This window comes from Streptomyces sp. NPDC005302, assembly GCF_040607345.1.
Lineage (GTDB): Bacteria > Actinomycetota > Actinomycetes > Streptomycetales > Streptomycetaceae > Streptomyces.
On sequence record NZ_JBEXGN010000006.1, the window covers coordinates 370,037 to 384,379 of the forward strand.

Genomic DNA, 14,343 nt, shown 5'->3' on the forward strand with positions numbered 1-14,343 from the left:
CTCACGCCTTCAGCGTGTCCTTCCGGTACAGCCACGCCGCGCCGCCCGCGAAGAGGGCGAAGAAGACGACGAGGATGGCGATGTCCTTCGCGTGCGGGGCGTCACCGAGTTCGATGGCCTGCCCCAGGGCAGCGTACGCGTGCGTGGGCAGCCACTTCGCGATGTTCTGCAGCCAGTCCGGGAAGGTCGTCGAGGGGATCCACAGGCCGCCGAGCATCGACAGGCCGAAGTAGACGATCATCGTGATGGGGCGGACCGCGTCACCGCTGGCCAGGTATCCGATGGCCACGCCGAGCGCGGCGAACACGAAGCTGCCGGCCCAGATCACGCCGGTGAGCGCGAGCCACTGCCAGGCGTCCAGGCGTACGTCCTTCACCGCGGCGGCGACCACGAAGACGATGACGATCGACGGCAGGCTGATCACGGCGGCGCTCGCCGTCTTGGCGAGGACGTAGCCGCGGCCGGGCAGCGTGGTGAGCCTCAACTGCCGCACCCAGCCGCTCTCGCGCTCCTTGGCGATGCGTTCGCTGTTGCCCATGAGGACGGCGGTCAGAGCGCCGAAGGAGGCCATGGAGACCATGAAGAAGGTCGGCAGGGTCAGGCCGGTGCCGGCCACCTTGGTCGTGCTGTCGGCGTTGCCCGCGATCAGCAGGAACAGGGCCGAGGGGTAGATGACCGAGAAGAACAGGAACTTGCGGTTGCGCAGGGCGCGGGTGATCTCCAGCTTGATCAGGCTGTTCACTTGGAGGTCGCCTCCTCGGCGGCGGTGCGGTTGGCCTCTTCGGCGGCGGTGATGGCGACGAATGCCTGCTCGAGACCGAGCCCGGCGACTTCGAGGTTGCGGGGGTAGACGCCGAGTCCGTACAGCGCGTGGACGGTCGCGTCGGCGTCGGCGGACTGGATGCGGACGGTCTGTCCGGACACGTCGATCGAGGTGAGGAAGGGCAGCGAGCGCAGCGGCGTCTCGTCGATGGGGCCCTCCAGGTCGAAGGCGACCCGGCGGGCGCCCGCCCTGGCCTTGATCTCGGCGGCGGTGCCGTCGGCCAGCAGCCGTCCCCGGTGGAGCACGAGGACGCGGTCCGCGATGGCGTCGGCCTCTTCCAGGTAGTGCGTGGCGAAGAGGACCGTGCGGCCCTGGTCGGCCTGCTCGCGCATGGTGGCCCAGAAGGCCTGGCGGGCGGTGACGTCCATGCCGGTGGTCGGCTCGTCCAGGACGATCAGGTCGCTGTCGCCGGCCGTGGCGAGGGCGAAGCGGACGCGCTGCTCCTGGCCGCCCGAGAGCTTGTTGACCTTGCGGTCGGCGATCTGGGTGATGCCGGCGCGGGCGAGGACGTCGGTGACGCGGTAGGGCCGGGGGTGCAGGTCGCAGGCGAGCTTGACCAGTTCGCCGACCGTGACCTCGTCCATCAGGCCGCCGCTCTGCAGCATGGCGCCCACGCGGCCGGCGACGATCGCCTCGCGCGGGCTGGTGCCGAACACCCGGACCGTGCCGCTGTCGGCGTTCTTCAGGCCGAGCAGCAGGTCCAGCGTGGTCGACTTGCCCGCGCCGTTCGGACCGAGCAGGGCGACCGTCTCGCCGGGGTGCAGGTCGAGCGTAAGGGCGTCCACGGCCCGGACGTCGCCGTAGCTCTTGGTCACCGATTCGAACCCGACCACCGAGGTCGTGGCCGCCGCAGTCGCAGTGGTTGTCATGTGATCCATCGTCGCGGCGGAGGGGGTCGCGGCGGCAGTGCGGAGTGTCCTCGGTCCCGGATGACAGATGTCATACGACGAGAGGGCACCCTGCCGGTACGAACCCGGCAGGATGCCCTCTTTGCGCCTGATGCGGCCCGCGGCCGACGCTAACTGGGGTCGGTGGGGATGGTCACGACGCGGTCCGCGGCCGTCTTCCCGAGCAGTGCCCGGCCGACGGCCGAGGCCACCTCCTGGGGGCTGATGGCCTTCTTGCTGCCGTCGCCCTTGGTGACCGTGACGCCGTCGAAGGCGCCGCCGTACAGCGACTTGAGCACCTTGAGGTCGTAGCGCTCGACGAGCTTGCCGTCGACCGGCTGGACGCTCAGGAACTTCCAGATGGAGTTCTGCGGGCTGAAGGAGATGGTGTGGGCGGCGTCCGTGCGGACGGTGATGTTCGCCGACATCGCCGGCGTCGCGAACGACGCCATCTTCTGGTCCACCGCGTCCTTGGACACCGTCGGCTGACGGGTCGTCGTGGCCACCTTCACCGGAGTGGCCGAGTCGGTCTCCACCTGGGCGCGGTAGGCGTCCTCGACGGCCTGTATCGAGGGCGTGATGTCGATGCCCTTGCCGACCTTGCCGTAGACGGGAACGGCCTTGCCGGGCTGGAACTTGATCGTGCCGTCGCTCGCCGAGCCGGAGCCGCTCGCGGCACGTTCCAGGGCGGCCTGGAGCTTCTCCTCGTCGACCGGCATGACCGGCTCCACCACCCGCTGGCGGCCGAACAGCGAGCCGATCACGGACATCGGGTTGTAGTCGCTGCCCGCGGCGGCGCGGACGGTGGCCTGGGCGTCGAGCTGGAGTCCGGCCTGGTCGGGCTTGAGGGAGACCGTGTCCCCGTCGACGGACAGCTTGAGCGCCTTGTTCGTACGGTCGCCGAACGCGTCGTCGAGCTTCCTGACCGCGTCGTCGCGGGTGCCGCCACCGATGTCGACGCCGAGCACGGTGGTGCCCTTGGGCACGTCCGAGTGGTTCATGAGCAGGCCCGCGCCGTAGGCGCCGCCGGCCAGGACCACGACGAGGGCGCCGAGGAGCGCCGGCTTGTTGCGGCCCTTTTTCTTCTTCGTCTGCTTCGCCGCGGCGGGCGGCTGCTGGACCGGCTCGGGGAGCTTCGGCGGGGTGTGCGGAAGCGGCCCGTCGGGGTGCGAACCGGGCCCGAACGGCGAGTTCTGGCCGGGGTTGATGACGGGGATGCCGCTGGTCAGGGTGTGCCCGGAGACGTTGTCCACCGGGGCGCCGTAGCCGCCGGGGCCCGGGTCGGGTGCCGGCTTCTGCGGGGTGAGGATCGCGGTGTCGTCGCTGATACCGCCGCTCAGGCCGCCGCCCGGATAGCCCTGGCCCGCACCCGGGTTCGGGTTGCCGGGACCGGAGCCGTGGCCCGGAGCCGCGGCCAGGCTGCCGGGAGCGACGCCCGGGCCGGCCGGAGGCAGCAGCGGGCCGTCACCGGTGACCGGACCGCCGGTCGCACCGGACGGGCCGCCCTGGCCGCCCTCGGAGAAGTAGGGCAGGTCGTCGCGGCGCGGTTCGCCGGAACCACCCGGGCCGCCGGGTCCACCGTGCGAACCGATGGCCGGGAACGAGCCCGTGTCCCGCAGGGCGCCGGAGACGTCGAAGGACCCCGTACCGCCGCCGTGGCCGGGCGCGACGGGTCCGGCACCGGTGGCACCGGGCAGGCCGGCGCCGTTGGTGCCGCCGCCGTTCGGGCCGCCGGGGCGGACCCCGCCGGTGATGCCCAGCGGTCCGGCGCCGCCGGACGGCGCCGGGCGTCCGGTGCCGGGCCGGTTGCCGGCGGGTCCGCCCTGGCCCGCGGGGCCGGCAGCGCCTGCGGGCCCGGAGGGAGCGGAAGCGCCGGGCAGTCCCGCCCCGTTGGTCGACCCGCCGCCCTGGCCGCCCTTGGGGGCGCCGGACTTGCGGGGGGCGAACCAGTCGCTGGTCTTCTCGTCGGGCCCGCCGGGCTGGTCCCCGGGCTGTGCCGCCGCGGGGGCCGGCACGGACGGGGCCGCGGTGGTGGTGGCCGCCGCGGAGGTGCCCGTGGGCGCGCTCACGCCGCGGGACGGCTGTGCCGCACCGGTGTTCGCGCCGTCGCCGCCCTGGGCGGGCGCGTCGGAGTCCGCGACGGGTGTGCGGACGACCACGGGCGGGATGGGCCGCGATCCGGGGATGTTGATCCGGATCCGGGTCGTCAGGGTGGTCTCGGTCTTGCGCTCCTCCGGCGGCTTGCCGGCGGCCGAACGGCCCGCGTCGGCACCGCTCTCGGAAGCCGCGGGGGTCCCGTACGGCGGCGTCCCCGACGGGTACGCGGCTCCACCGCGCCCGTTGGGCCCGGAGGACGAACTGTCAGTTTCACGACTCAAGGCAGGTTCTCCCGGTTGGCTCCGCCGCCCGTTTCCTCGACCTCATCTCGGGCAGCTCGGCGGCGCGCACCACCATACTGGCCGTGTACGGCGCGCAAACCTCGCCCGATGAGGAAACTCGCACGGGACCCGCACCTGACCGATACGGCGAAGTAGTACGTCACTTGCCAAGTCGGGCGCCGGAGCCGCCCGGTTGCCGCCCCTGACCCAGGGTGGCGCACATCACAGCGACGGCCATCCCTCCGAGGAGGAAGAGGTAGGAACCGATCCCGGCGCCGAAGAGGAAGTCCCCTTCCGGGCGACTGGCGGTGAGCAGGACGACGGCGAGCACCCAGCCGGCCGCGGGCGCGACGGCCCCCGCCCGGGTTCCGGTGGCCCGGGATCCGCCGAGGAAGAGCCCGGCGGCGCCCGCCAGCGCGAGCAGCAGCCCGAGCGGGAACCAGCCGGGCTGTACCAGCGCCCCGGCGGCCCCGACGACCGCGCCGAGCAGGAAGAGCCCCAGGTAGGCGGCGACGCGCCCGCCCGAGGGCCGTGTCATTGGCTGCGCGAGCATGCTTCCGCCGCCGCGCTGTCCCGTCGTACTCATCACAGTTCCGTCCCTCGCCCGGTCGTGCTCGTCTCTCGTACGTCCCTCACCGGCGCCCCTCGATGCCCTCGAAGAGGTCCGTCTCCCGAGCGGCGGGGCGCGGCGCGTTCACCAACTCGTAGTACTCGGTGGTGAAGAGGGGCTGGGCCAGGTCGTTCGAGAGGGCGAACCAGGGGCCGTCCACGGTGATCTGGGTGGTGTGCGCCCGCATCGCGGCCATCTTGGCGGCGGCGAACGCGGTTCCGTCGATCTCGGTGGTGACGGTCGCCTCGTCGACCACACCCGGTACGTCGTCGACGGCGGCGGCCCGCTCGAACGGCAGCTCGGGGAGCGCCGCGCGCAGCCGGGCGAAGGCCTCTTCGACGACCGGTCGCGGCATGCGGTTCCAGTAGGTCTTGGTGATCCGCCAGGCGTCGCCGAGGTCGGGGCGGTGGGCGGGGTCGGCGGCCAGTTCGGCGGCGCGGGTGGCGACGCGGTGGGCCTGGATGTGGTCGGGGTGCCCGTATCCCCCGTCCGGGTCGTAGGTGACCAGCACCTGGGGGCGCACCTCGCGGACGACCTCCACGAGACTGTCGGCGGCCTCGTCCAGGTCGGCGGACCAGAAGGCGCCGGGGCGGTCGTTCTGCTCGACGCCCATCATCCCGGAGTCGCGGAACCGCCCGGGGGCGCCGAGGAAGCGGTGGTCGTGGACGCCGAGCTGCTTCATGGCGGCGCTCAGCTCACCCGTGCGGAACGGGCCGAGTCCGCCCTCGCGGTCGGCGGCGAGATGGGCGAGTCCGGGCGGGATGACCTCGCCCTCCTCGCCGAGGGTGCAGGTCACCAGCGTCACATGGGCGCCCTCGGCCGCGTAGCGGGCCATGGTCGCGCCATTGTTGATCGACTCGTCGTCCGGGTGCGCGTGCACCAGGAGCAGACGCCGGTCGGGCAGTTCCGTCATGGGGCCAGCCTACGAGGCGACGGCCCGGCCGGGCTCGGGCAGGCCCGGGGGCGAAATGCCGACCGGGGTGACCGGGGTGACCCGTCAGCTCACGCGCGACGGCGAGAGCGGCACGCGGAGCATCGGGACGGCGAGGCCACTGCCGGGCATCAGGCGGCCCCTCGGGGGACCGGTCGGCAGTCGCGGCAGCGGCCCGGTTCCGGCGCCCGGAACGCCCGCTCGCAGCCGTCGCAGGTCCGGAGGGGATGCCGGACGTCCGGTGGAGGTGCGGGGGTGCGGAACGGCGGGAGCGGGGGCAACTGGACCGTGAGCCGGTGTGCCAGGAGCGCGGCCGGGCGCCTGAGCCCTTCGGACGGCAGGTCCCGGGTCAGCGCCAGCCCCACGGCACCGGGGCTGACATCGCGCTCCAGCCAGGCGGCTACGCCCGGGGCGAGGTGCGCCGTGTCACGGGCGGAGAGCAGGAGGCGGGGTTCGTGGCGGTGGAGGCCGGCGAGCAGGTCGGTGGCCGCCCGGAGGAGCGCGGGGGCGGGCCAGGCCGGCCGGGGCACCTCGGGGAGCGCCTTGCCGGGCGGGCGCTGTTCGGTCGGCTCCGGCCGTTCTCGCCGCTCGGGCGGGCCCGCGGTCGCCGCCGGGCCCGGAGGGGCGGGGCGTTGTCCGGGCTCACCGTCACCCTCGTGCACGGCCCCCGCCTCGCTCCGGGTCACGGCCCCGGCCGCACCCCCTCGTCCCGGCTGGTTGCAGGAGACCGTGCGGGTGACGATCCGGCCGCCGGGGACGCGTTCGCGGGTGCGTCGGAGGTAGCCGTGGGCTTCGAGTTCGCGCAGCGCGGCCGCGATACGCGTCGCGCCCTCGGGGAAGCGGCGGGTGAGGGACCTGATGTCGACGGGGTGACCGGCCGGGAGCGACTGGATGTGGGCGCCCAGTCCGATCGCGAGCCCGGACAGGTTCGGGTGCTGTGTGAGGTGGTTGCCGATCACCGTGAAACGGTCGGTGTGGCGGGTGTTGTCGTGGATGACGCCACCGGCCCGCTCGGGACGTCGGTTCGTGTGCTTGTTGGCGGCAACACGGGACTGGGCGTGCGGGGGCGCGCTAAGGTTTTTGGTGTCCATCAGGAAGGGCCTAACTTCCTCGGTGGTCAGGCCCTCGCCTCGGGATTGCACTCCCCGGCGAGGGCCGTCGCATGTCTGCGGTGGTGTCGCGCCGAGCGTAGGGCAGCCAACGGGCCCCGGATCCAGCCGAGTCGGTGATGTTCACTCGCGCGAGTGAGTTTGCGCCGGGGGCGGGAGGGGTGGGGCTTGGCCGGGTCCTTTCACTCGTGAGTTCCTTGGGAAAGACCGTCCCCGGCACCGCAGCACAGGCGGCCGGGTCCCGGTGGCAGGTCGATCTCCGCCCACACCGTCTTGCGCGGGGGCGGCCCCGTCACGGCACCCCAGCGGTCGGCCAGGGCGTCGACGAGGACCAGCCCACGGCCGGACTCCGCCTCGCCCACCGGATCCTGGATGCGCGGGACACGGTCGCCCCGGGTGTCGGCGACCTCGATCCGCAGGGTGCCGCCGACGACGTACAGGGTGAGCCGGAAGTCGCGGCCCGGGACCCTGCCGTGCGTCGCCGCGTTGGCCGCCAGCTCGGCGACGACGTGCGGCGCCCTGTCCAAGGGGATTCCCCAGGACCGGAGTTGCTCCGTGGCCAGCAGCCGGGCGAGGCGGGCTCCCCGCGGTGTCGGCGACAGAAGGACGCTGGAGTTCCTGATGGGCGCCGTGAGCCGGGCCTCGGGGTCGGCGATTTCTTGATTCACGTCACTCAGCGTGGCGGTGCGCACCTACCGTGAACAGTGACGACGCCGGTACGTACGGTGACTGTCCGGAGGTTGTCCGGTGGTGTCCGGGCTGTCCGGAACCGTCGTACGGGTAGGTCGCGTTGCGGGTTCGGCGGTACGGCGGAGGGGTGCGGGATGTCGGTGGACGACAGCGTGAGGCGGCTCAAGAGCGAGGCGGACGAGCCGGGGTGGGAGGTGGACCCGGACGACGACTGGGGCATCGCGGTGGTCGCGACCGTCGGACGCCAGCTGAAGCTGCGACGCGAGGCGGTGGGGATGCGGGCAGCGGAGTTCGGTGAGGCCGTGGGGTACGGCGAGGACATGGTGTACAAGATCGAGGCGGGCAAGCGGATCCCCCGCCCCGAATACCTGGACAGGGCCGACGAGGTGCTGTCGGCAGGCGGGTTGCTCTCGGCCATGCAGGAGGACGTGAAGAAGGTCAGCTACCCCAAAAAGGTGCGGGACCTGGCGGCGATGGAGGCCAAAGCCGTTGAGATCGGGGTGTACGAGTGCAACACCCTCCCCGGCCTGTTGCAGACCCCCGACCACGCACGGGCGTTGATCGAAGCTGCGCAGCCGCCGTACTCCCCGGACGATGTGGAGCGCATGGTGGCGGCTCGCCTGGCCCGGCAGTCGGTTTTCGAGCGAGAGCCGTCACCGTCGATCAACTTCGTGCTGGAAGAGGCCGCACTTCGCCGGGAAGTCGGGGGCACAATGGCGTGGAAGCAGCAGCTCGAACGTCTCCGGAAGGTGGGGCGAGTGCGTCACGTCACGCTTCAGGTGATGCCGACGAAGAGCGACGCCCATCCCGGGCTGGACGGCAGGATCGAACTGCTGAAGTTCGGGGACGGAGCCGCTGTGGGGCGTGCCGATGGCGTGTTCAGTGGCAGGCCGGTCTCCGAACTGAAGCAACTCCGGATCCTTGACCTGTGGTTCAGCACCATCCGGGCTCAAGCTCTCCCGCCACGGGAATCTCTGGCCTTCATCGAACAACTGCTGGGAGAAACATGATCCGCACCAACTCGGCCCCGGACGGCTCTGAACCGGCGTGGTTCAAAAGCAGCTACAGCGGCGGCACCAGCGGCGAGTCCTGCGTCGAGGTGGCCACCACCCCCCGCGTCGTCCACGTTCGTGACTCCAAGGACGCCGCCGGCCCCCGGCTCACCCTGACGCCGGGAGCCTGGGCCGACTTCGTCTCGTACGCGTCCGAGGACTGACGGGTCAGAACTTGATGCTTCCGATCATCCCCGCGATGTTGGTCGTCAGGTCGTTGATCGTCGGAGCGATCGTCGACGAGGCGAGGTAGAACCCGAGCAGGACACACACCAAGGCGTGAACGGCCTTCAGTCCTGACTTCTTCACCAGGATGAAGACGATGATCGCCAGCAGCACCACCGCCGAAATCGAAAGTGCCACGGCGGCTCACCTCCAAAGTTCCCAGGGACCAGGGGGGTTGTACGGGTGACATACAGATCCCCGTACGAGGCTCGTACGGGGTCGGGTACGTCGTTCCAGCAGCCAGCAGGTTCTTACCCACGCAGCGCTAGTGATCATAACTATCCGTACGCGCGCATCGATCGGCGCACGGCCGCACAAGGGGGCGCATGGCCAATATGGTCGGGGGATGACGAACGAGCCTCTGTCCTTCCCGCGCCGGTCCGCCCGGACGCAGCGGTTCACCTCCGGAGCACCACGGGCGTTCACCGTGGCGCCGGACGGTTCCCGTGTGGTGTTCCTGCGGTCCTCGTCCGGTACGGACCGGGCGAACCAACTGTGGGTTCTCGACGTGGCGGAGGGCCGGGAGCGGCCGGCCGCCGACCCCGCGGTGCTCCTCCGGGGTGCCACGGAGCGGCTCTCCGCGGCGGAGCGGGCGCGCCGGGAACGCAGCCGCGAGGGCGGTGCGGGCATCGTCGGATATGCCACGGACATGGCCGTCGAGCTGGCCTCTTTCACCCTTTCGGGGCGGCTGTTCACCGCCGAACTGCGGGCCGGGACGGCACGGGAACTCCGGGTCCCGGGGCCGGTGATCGACCCGCGGCCGTCACCCGACGGGCGGCTCGTGGCCTACGTCGCCGGGGGCGCCCTGCGGGTCGTCGGGGCCGGGGGCGAGGACGACCGGGCGCTCGCGGAGCCGGATCCCGGGGAGGGATCGGGGTCGGTTTCCTACGGTCTGGCGGAGTTCATCGCGGCCGAGGAGATGGGGCGTTCGCGCGGTTTCTGGTGGTCGCCCGAAAGCGATCGGCTGCTGGTCGCGCGGGTCGACGACTCGCCCGTGCAGCGCTGGTGGATCTCCGATCCGGCGCGTCCGGAGAGCGAACCGCAGCGGGTCGCGTACCCGTCGGCGGGCAGCGCCAACGCGGAGGTGCGGCTGTTCGTGGCCGGCCTGGACGGGGCCCGCACGGAGGTCTCCTGGGACCGGGCCCGGTACCCGTATCTGGCGCATGCGCACTGGTCAGCGGCAGGTGCGCCGTTGATCCTCGTCCAGGCGCGGGACCAGCGCAGCCAGCTGTTCCTGGCCGTGGATCCGGACTCCGGTTCGACCCGGATGGTGCACGCCGACGAAGATCCAACTTGGCTTGATCTTTTCCCCGGGGTGCCGTGCTGGAGCCCCGGCGGACAGCTCGTCCGGATCGTCGACGAGGGAGGCGCACGGGTCCTGGCGTTCGGCGAACGGCCGCTGACGGGCGCGCAGTTGCACGTCCGCGCGGTGCTCGACGTGTCGGCCGACGACGTGCTGGTCGCGGCGTCGGCGGGCGAGGCGGCGGCCCTGCCGGAAACCGGCGAGGTGCACGTGTACCGGGTGAACGAGCTGGGCGTGGAGCGCCTGTCGCAGGAGCCCGGCGTGCACTCGGCCGTTCGCGCCGGGGGCGTGACCGTGCTCGTGTCGTCGGTGCTCGACCGGCCGGGCGCCCAGGTACAGGTGCTGCGCGGCGGCAAGAAGGCGACGACCGTCACCTCGTACGCCGAACATCCCGGTTTGTCCCCGCGCGTGACCCTCACTCAGGGGGGCGCACAGAAAATCTCATGCGCCGTGCTTATGCCGACCGACTACGACGGCGACAATCCCCTGCCCGTTCTGCTGGATCCGTACGGCGGTCCGCACGGCCCCCGGGTGCTGGCCGCGCACAACGCGTACCTCACCTCGCAGTGGTTCGCCGACCAGGGGTTCGCGGTGGTCGTCGCGGACGGCCGCGGCACCCCGGGCCGCTCCCCCGCCTGGGAGAAGGCGATCCGCGACGACTTCACGGTCACGCTCGACGACCAGGTCGAGGCGCTGCACTCGCTCGCGGAGCGGTTCCCGCTGGACCTGTCGCGGGTCGCGATCCGCGGCTGGTCGTACGGCGGCTGGCTCGCGGGGCTCGCCGTGCTGCGCCGCCCGGACGTCTTCCACGCGGGCATCGCGGGCGCGCCCGTCACGGACTGGCGGCTGTACGACACCCACTACACCGAGCGGTACCTCGGCGATCCGGCCACGAACGCCGCCGCCTACGCGGGGAGTTCACTCGTGACCGACGAGGGGCTGTCCGCGCCCGCCGAGCCGCACCGGCCGCTGATGATCGTGCACGGGCTCGCGGACGACAACGTGGTGGCGGCGCACACCCTGCGGCTGTCCTCCGCCCTGCTGGCCGCCGGCCGCCCGCACGAGGTGCTGCCCCTGTCGGGCGTCACCCACATGACCCCGCAGGAGACGGTGGCGGAGAACCTGCTCCTTCTCCAGGTGGACTTCCTGAAGCGCGCCCTCGCCCTGACCTGAGCCGAACGCGCCGAGAACGGCAACGAGCCGGGGTGACATGGCGCACCCCGGCTCGTTTACGGCACCCGCACGGCCGTACGGTGTTCACCTTGGCGTGTCCGTATATCGGTACCGCTTCCGTCAAGTTGCCTGTGTGTTAACGACGTTCGCTCACATTTGTGCGGTTATGCCACCCCGCCCGGAGGCTCTTCCGGCGGGACGACCTGCTTCTCCTCGGCGAAGTGACAGGCGGAGTCGTGGGCGGCCGGACTGTCGCCGATCCGGAACACGGCCGGCACCGCGAGCAGCGGCACCTCCAGCGAGCAGCGCTCCTGCGCCTTCCAGCAGCGGGTGCGGAACCGGCAGCCCGAGGGGATGTTCGCGGGCGAGGGCACGTCCCCGGAGAGGATGATCCGCTCCCGGTGCTCCCGGGCCTCGGGGTCCGGCAGCGGCACGGCGGAGAGCAGCGCCTGGGTGTAGGGGTGCGTCGGGTGGTCGTAGATCTCGGCGTCCCTGCCGGTCTCGACGATGCGCCCGAGGTACATCACCCCGACCCGGTCGGAGATGTGCCGCACGATCGACAGGTCGTGCGCGATGAAGACGTAGCTGAGGTCGAACTCGTCCTGGAGTTTCTCCAGCAGGTTGATGACCTGGGCCTGCACGGAGACGTCGAGCGCGGAGACGGGTTCGTCGGCGACGATGATCTCGGGCCGCAGCGCGAGGCCGCGGGCGATGCCGATGCGCTGGCGCTGGCCGCCGGAGAACTGGTGCGGATAGCGGTTGATGTACTCGGGGTTGAGCCCGACCACGTCCAGCAGGTCCTGGACCCGCTTCCTGCGGTCGCCCTTCGGAGCCACCTCGGGATGGATCTCGTAGGGCTCCCCGATGATGTCGCCGACGGTCATCCGGGGGTTGAGCGAGGTGTACGGGTCCTGGAAGACCATCTGGATGTTGCGGCGTACGGCCTTGAGCGCCCGGCCGGACAGCCGGGTGATGTCCTCGCCCTTGTACTTGATCGTCCCGTCGGTCGGCTTCTCCAGGTTGACCAGCATCTTGGCGACCGTCGACTTGCCGCAGCCGGACTCGCCGACGATGCCGAGGGTCTCGCCGCGTCCGAGGGCGAAGTCCACCCCGTCCACGGCCTTGACCGCGCCGACCTGCTTCCTGAACAGGATTCCCTGGGTGAGCGGGTAGTGCTTGACCAGCCCGCTGACCTCCAGCAGGGGTTCAGTGGCTGTCTGTGCCATCGAGGCATTCCCTCCAGAAGAAGCAGGCGCTCCCGCGGTCCGCGTCGACCTCCGCGAGCGGCGGCACCTCGGTGCGGCAGATGTCCTGGGCCATCGGACAGCGCGGGTTGAAGGCGCAGCCCGGCGGGATGTGCATCAGGTTGGGCGGCAGCCCCTTGATCGCGTAGAGCTCGGACCCCTTCTGGTCGAGGCGCGGGATCGAGTCCAGCAGCCCCTTCGTGTAGGGGTGGGCGGGCGCCTTGTAGATGTCGTGGACCGGTGCGGTCTCGACGATCCGTCCGGCGTACATCACCGCGATCCGGTCGGCGACGTCCGCGACCACCCCGAGGTCGTGGGTGATGAGGATGAGTCCCATGCCGAGTTCGCGCTGGAGCTCCGCGAGCAGGTCCATCACCTGGGCCTGCACGGTGACGTCGAGCGCGGTGGTCGGCTCGTCCGCGATGATCAGGGCGGGCTCCAGGGCCAGCGCCATGGCGATCATGATGCGCTGGCGCATACCGCCGGAGAACTGGTGCGGATAGTCGCGCACGCGCTCGGCGGCGGCCGGGATGCGCACCCGCTCCATCAGCTCGATCGCCTTGGAGCGGGCCTGCTTGCGGGACATCCCGCGGTGCACGGTGAACATCTCGCCGAGCTGTTCACCGACGCTGAGCACGGGGTTCAGGGACGACAGCGCGTCCTGGAAGATCATCGCCATCTCGGCGCCCCGCACCTTGCGCCGCTCCTCCTCCTTGAGCTTCAGCAGGTCGCGGCCCTGGAAGAGGATCTCGCCGCCGGTGATCTTCCCGGGCGGTGTGTCGAGGATGCCCATGATGGCCTGGGCGGTCACCGACTTGCCGGAGCCGGACTCGCCGAGGACGGCGAGCGTCTCGCCCTCGTCGACGCTGTAGTCGACCCCGTTGACGGCCTTGGCGACTCCGTCCCGGGTCCGGAACTCCACGTGCAGGTCGCGCACTTCGAGCAGCACGTCGGTCACCTCAGCTTCGGGTCGAGGGCGTCGCGCACCGCGTCGCCGAGCATGATGAACGCGAGCACGGTGATCGCGAGCGCGCCGGCCGGCCACAGCAGCATGTGCGGGGCCTGGCGGATGTACGCGGAGGCGGAGGAGATGTCGATCCCCCAGCTGACCGTGGGGGGCTTCAGACCGACGCCCAGGTAGGACAGGGTCGCCTCCAGGGAGATGTACGTACCGAGCGCGATGGTCGCCACGACGATGACGGGGGCGACCGCGTTCGGGGTGATGTGCCGCAGCATCAGCCGGGAGTTGGAGGCGCCGAGGGCGCGGGCCGCCTGGACGTAGTCGTTCTGCTTGGTGGTGATGACGGAGCCGCGGGCGATACGGGAGATCTGCGGCCAGCCGAGCAGCACCATGAACCCGACGACCGGCCAGATCGTGTTGCTGGTCACCACCGACAGCAGGACCAGGCCGCCGAGGACGACGGGGATGGCGAAGAAGATGTCGGTGAGCCGGGAGAGCAGCGAGTCGCTGACCCCGCCGTAGAAGCCGGCGAGTCCGCCGAGCAGCGAGCCGAGGAGCGCGACCCCGAGCGTGGCGAGCACACCGACGCTGATGGAGATCCGGGTGCCGTAGACCGTCCGGGTGTAGACGTCGCAGCCCTGGCCGTCGAAGCCGAAGGGGTGTCCGGGCTGGGAGCCCTCCTGGGCCTTGGCGAGGTCGCACTGGAGCGGGCTCTGGGAGGTGATCAGTCCGGGCCAGATGGAGATGACGACCAGGAAGAGGATGACGAGCCCGGAGACGATGAAGACGGGGTTGCGGCGCAGGTCCCGCCAGGCGTCCGACCACAGGGAGCGCGGCTTCTCCGCCGGCCCGGTCCCCTCGGGGCCGCCGGGGGTCCGCTCCAGCGTCTCGGCCTCGCTCGACCCCAGATCCATCGGGCCGCCGAAGCCCGTCCCGGCGATGGCGAGGTCCTCCTTC

Annotated in this window: 14 protein-coding genes; 3 read left to right on the top strand and 11 right to left on the bottom strand. The window is 71.5% G+C overall.

Annotation, left to right across the window (positions count from 1 at the left end; translation table 11 throughout):
- Position 1: 1 nt before the first annotated feature.
- From ABZT74_RS12345 to ABZT74_RS12375, 7 genes are all read right to left on the bottom strand, one after another.
- On the bottom strand, positions 2-742 hold the full coding sequence (locus tag ABZT74_RS12345) for an ABC transporter permease (protein WP_355865071.1): 741 nt from the start codon (positions 740-742) through the stop codon (positions 2-4).
- Positions 739-1,692 carry an ABC transporter ATP-binding protein gene (locus tag ABZT74_RS12350; protein WP_356434401.1) on the bottom strand — a complete coding sequence of 318 codons (954 nt, stop codon included), beginning with the start codon at positions 1,690-1,692 and terminating at the stop codon, positions 739-741. Before ABZT74_RS12350 ends, ABZT74_RS12345 begins: the two co-directional genes overlap by 4 nt.
- Before the next feature lie 149 nt (positions 1,693-1,841).
- Positions 1,842-4,088: a hypothetical protein gene (locus ABZT74_RS12355; protein WP_356434403.1), complete on the bottom strand. Its 2,247-nt coding sequence runs from the start codon at positions 4,086-4,088 to the stop codon at positions 1,842-1,844.
- A gap of 160 nt (positions 4,089-4,248) precedes the next feature.
- Entirely contained in the window at positions 4,249-4,674 is a 426-nt protein-coding gene (locus ABZT74_RS12360) for a DUF6113 family protein (RefSeq protein ID WP_356434405.1), read from the bottom strand.
- 46 nt (positions 4,675-4,720) lie between these two features.
- Positions 4,721-5,611: an N-acetyl-1-D-myo-inositol-2-amino-2-deoxy-alpha-D-glucopyranoside deacetylase gene (gene mshB / locus ABZT74_RS12365; RefSeq protein WP_356434408.1), complete on the bottom strand. Its 891-nt coding sequence runs from the start codon at positions 5,609-5,611 to the stop codon at positions 4,721-4,723.
- A gap of 149 nt (positions 5,612-5,760) precedes the next feature.
- Positions 5,761-6,720 carry a helix-turn-helix domain-containing protein gene (locus ABZT74_RS12370; protein ID WP_356434410.1) on the bottom strand — a complete coding sequence of 320 codons (960 nt, stop codon included), beginning with the start codon at positions 6,718-6,720 and terminating at the stop codon, positions 5,761-5,763.
- 200 nt (positions 6,721-6,920) lie between these two features.
- A complete protein-coding gene (locus ABZT74_RS12375; RefSeq protein WP_356434414.1) occupies positions 6,921-7,406 on the bottom strand; it encodes an ATP-binding protein in 486 nt (161 codons plus the stop codon).
- Between the two features lie 156 nt (positions 7,407-7,562).
- Here ABZT74_RS12375 and ABZT74_RS12380 point away from each other — a divergent pair, with 156 nt between their 5' ends.
- Complete coding sequence (locus ABZT74_RS12380; protein ID WP_356434416.1) at positions 7,563-8,438, top strand: helix-turn-helix transcriptional regulator; 876 nt, start codon at positions 7,563-7,565, stop codon at positions 8,436-8,438.
- A complete protein-coding gene (locus tag ABZT74_RS12385) occupies positions 8,435-8,644 on the top strand; it encodes a DUF397 domain-containing protein (protein ID WP_356434419.1) in 210 nt (69 codons plus the stop codon). The genes ABZT74_RS12380 and ABZT74_RS12385 overlap by 4 nt, the downstream gene beginning before the upstream one ends.
- Before the next feature lie 4 nt (positions 8,645-8,648).
- On the opposite strand, the gene ABZT74_RS12390 is transcribed toward ABZT74_RS12385, so the two are convergent.
- Positions 8,649-8,843 (bottom strand): hypothetical protein, encoded by a 195-nt coding sequence (locus tag ABZT74_RS12390; protein WP_081219228.1) that lies wholly within the window; start codon positions 8,841-8,843, stop codon positions 8,649-8,651.
- 208 nt (positions 8,844-9,051) lie between these two features.
- Between ABZT74_RS12390 and ABZT74_RS12395 the strand changes: the two genes are divergently transcribed.
- Positions 9,052-11,181: a prolyl oligopeptidase family serine peptidase gene (locus ABZT74_RS12395; RefSeq protein WP_356434422.1), complete on the top strand. Its 2,130-nt coding sequence runs from the start codon at positions 9,052-9,054 to the stop codon at positions 11,179-11,181.
- A 164-nt stretch (positions 11,182-11,345) separates the two neighbouring features.
- Here the strand turns inward: ABZT74_RS12395 and ABZT74_RS12400 are convergent, their stop codons facing one another.
- From ABZT74_RS12400 to ABZT74_RS12410, 3 genes are read right to left on the bottom strand one after another with little or no spacing between them, the layout of a single operon-like run.
- Entirely contained in the window at positions 11,346-12,407 is a 1,062-nt protein-coding gene (locus ABZT74_RS12400) for a dipeptide ABC transporter ATP-binding protein (RefSeq protein WP_355865102.1), read from the bottom strand.
- Positions 12,388-13,374, bottom strand: a complete 987-nt coding sequence (locus ABZT74_RS12405) for an ABC transporter ATP-binding protein (protein WP_356177548.1) — start codon at positions 13,372-13,374, stop codon at positions 12,388-12,390. Before ABZT74_RS12405 ends, ABZT74_RS12400 begins: the two co-directional genes overlap by 20 nt.
- Positions 13,375-13,379: 5 nt before the next feature.
- Positions 13,380-14,300 carry an ABC transporter permease gene (locus tag ABZT74_RS12410; protein ID WP_355865590.1) on the bottom strand — a complete coding sequence of 307 codons (921 nt, stop codon included), beginning with the start codon at positions 14,298-14,300 and terminating at the stop codon, positions 13,380-13,382.
- Positions 14,301-14,343: the final 43 nt, after the last annotated feature.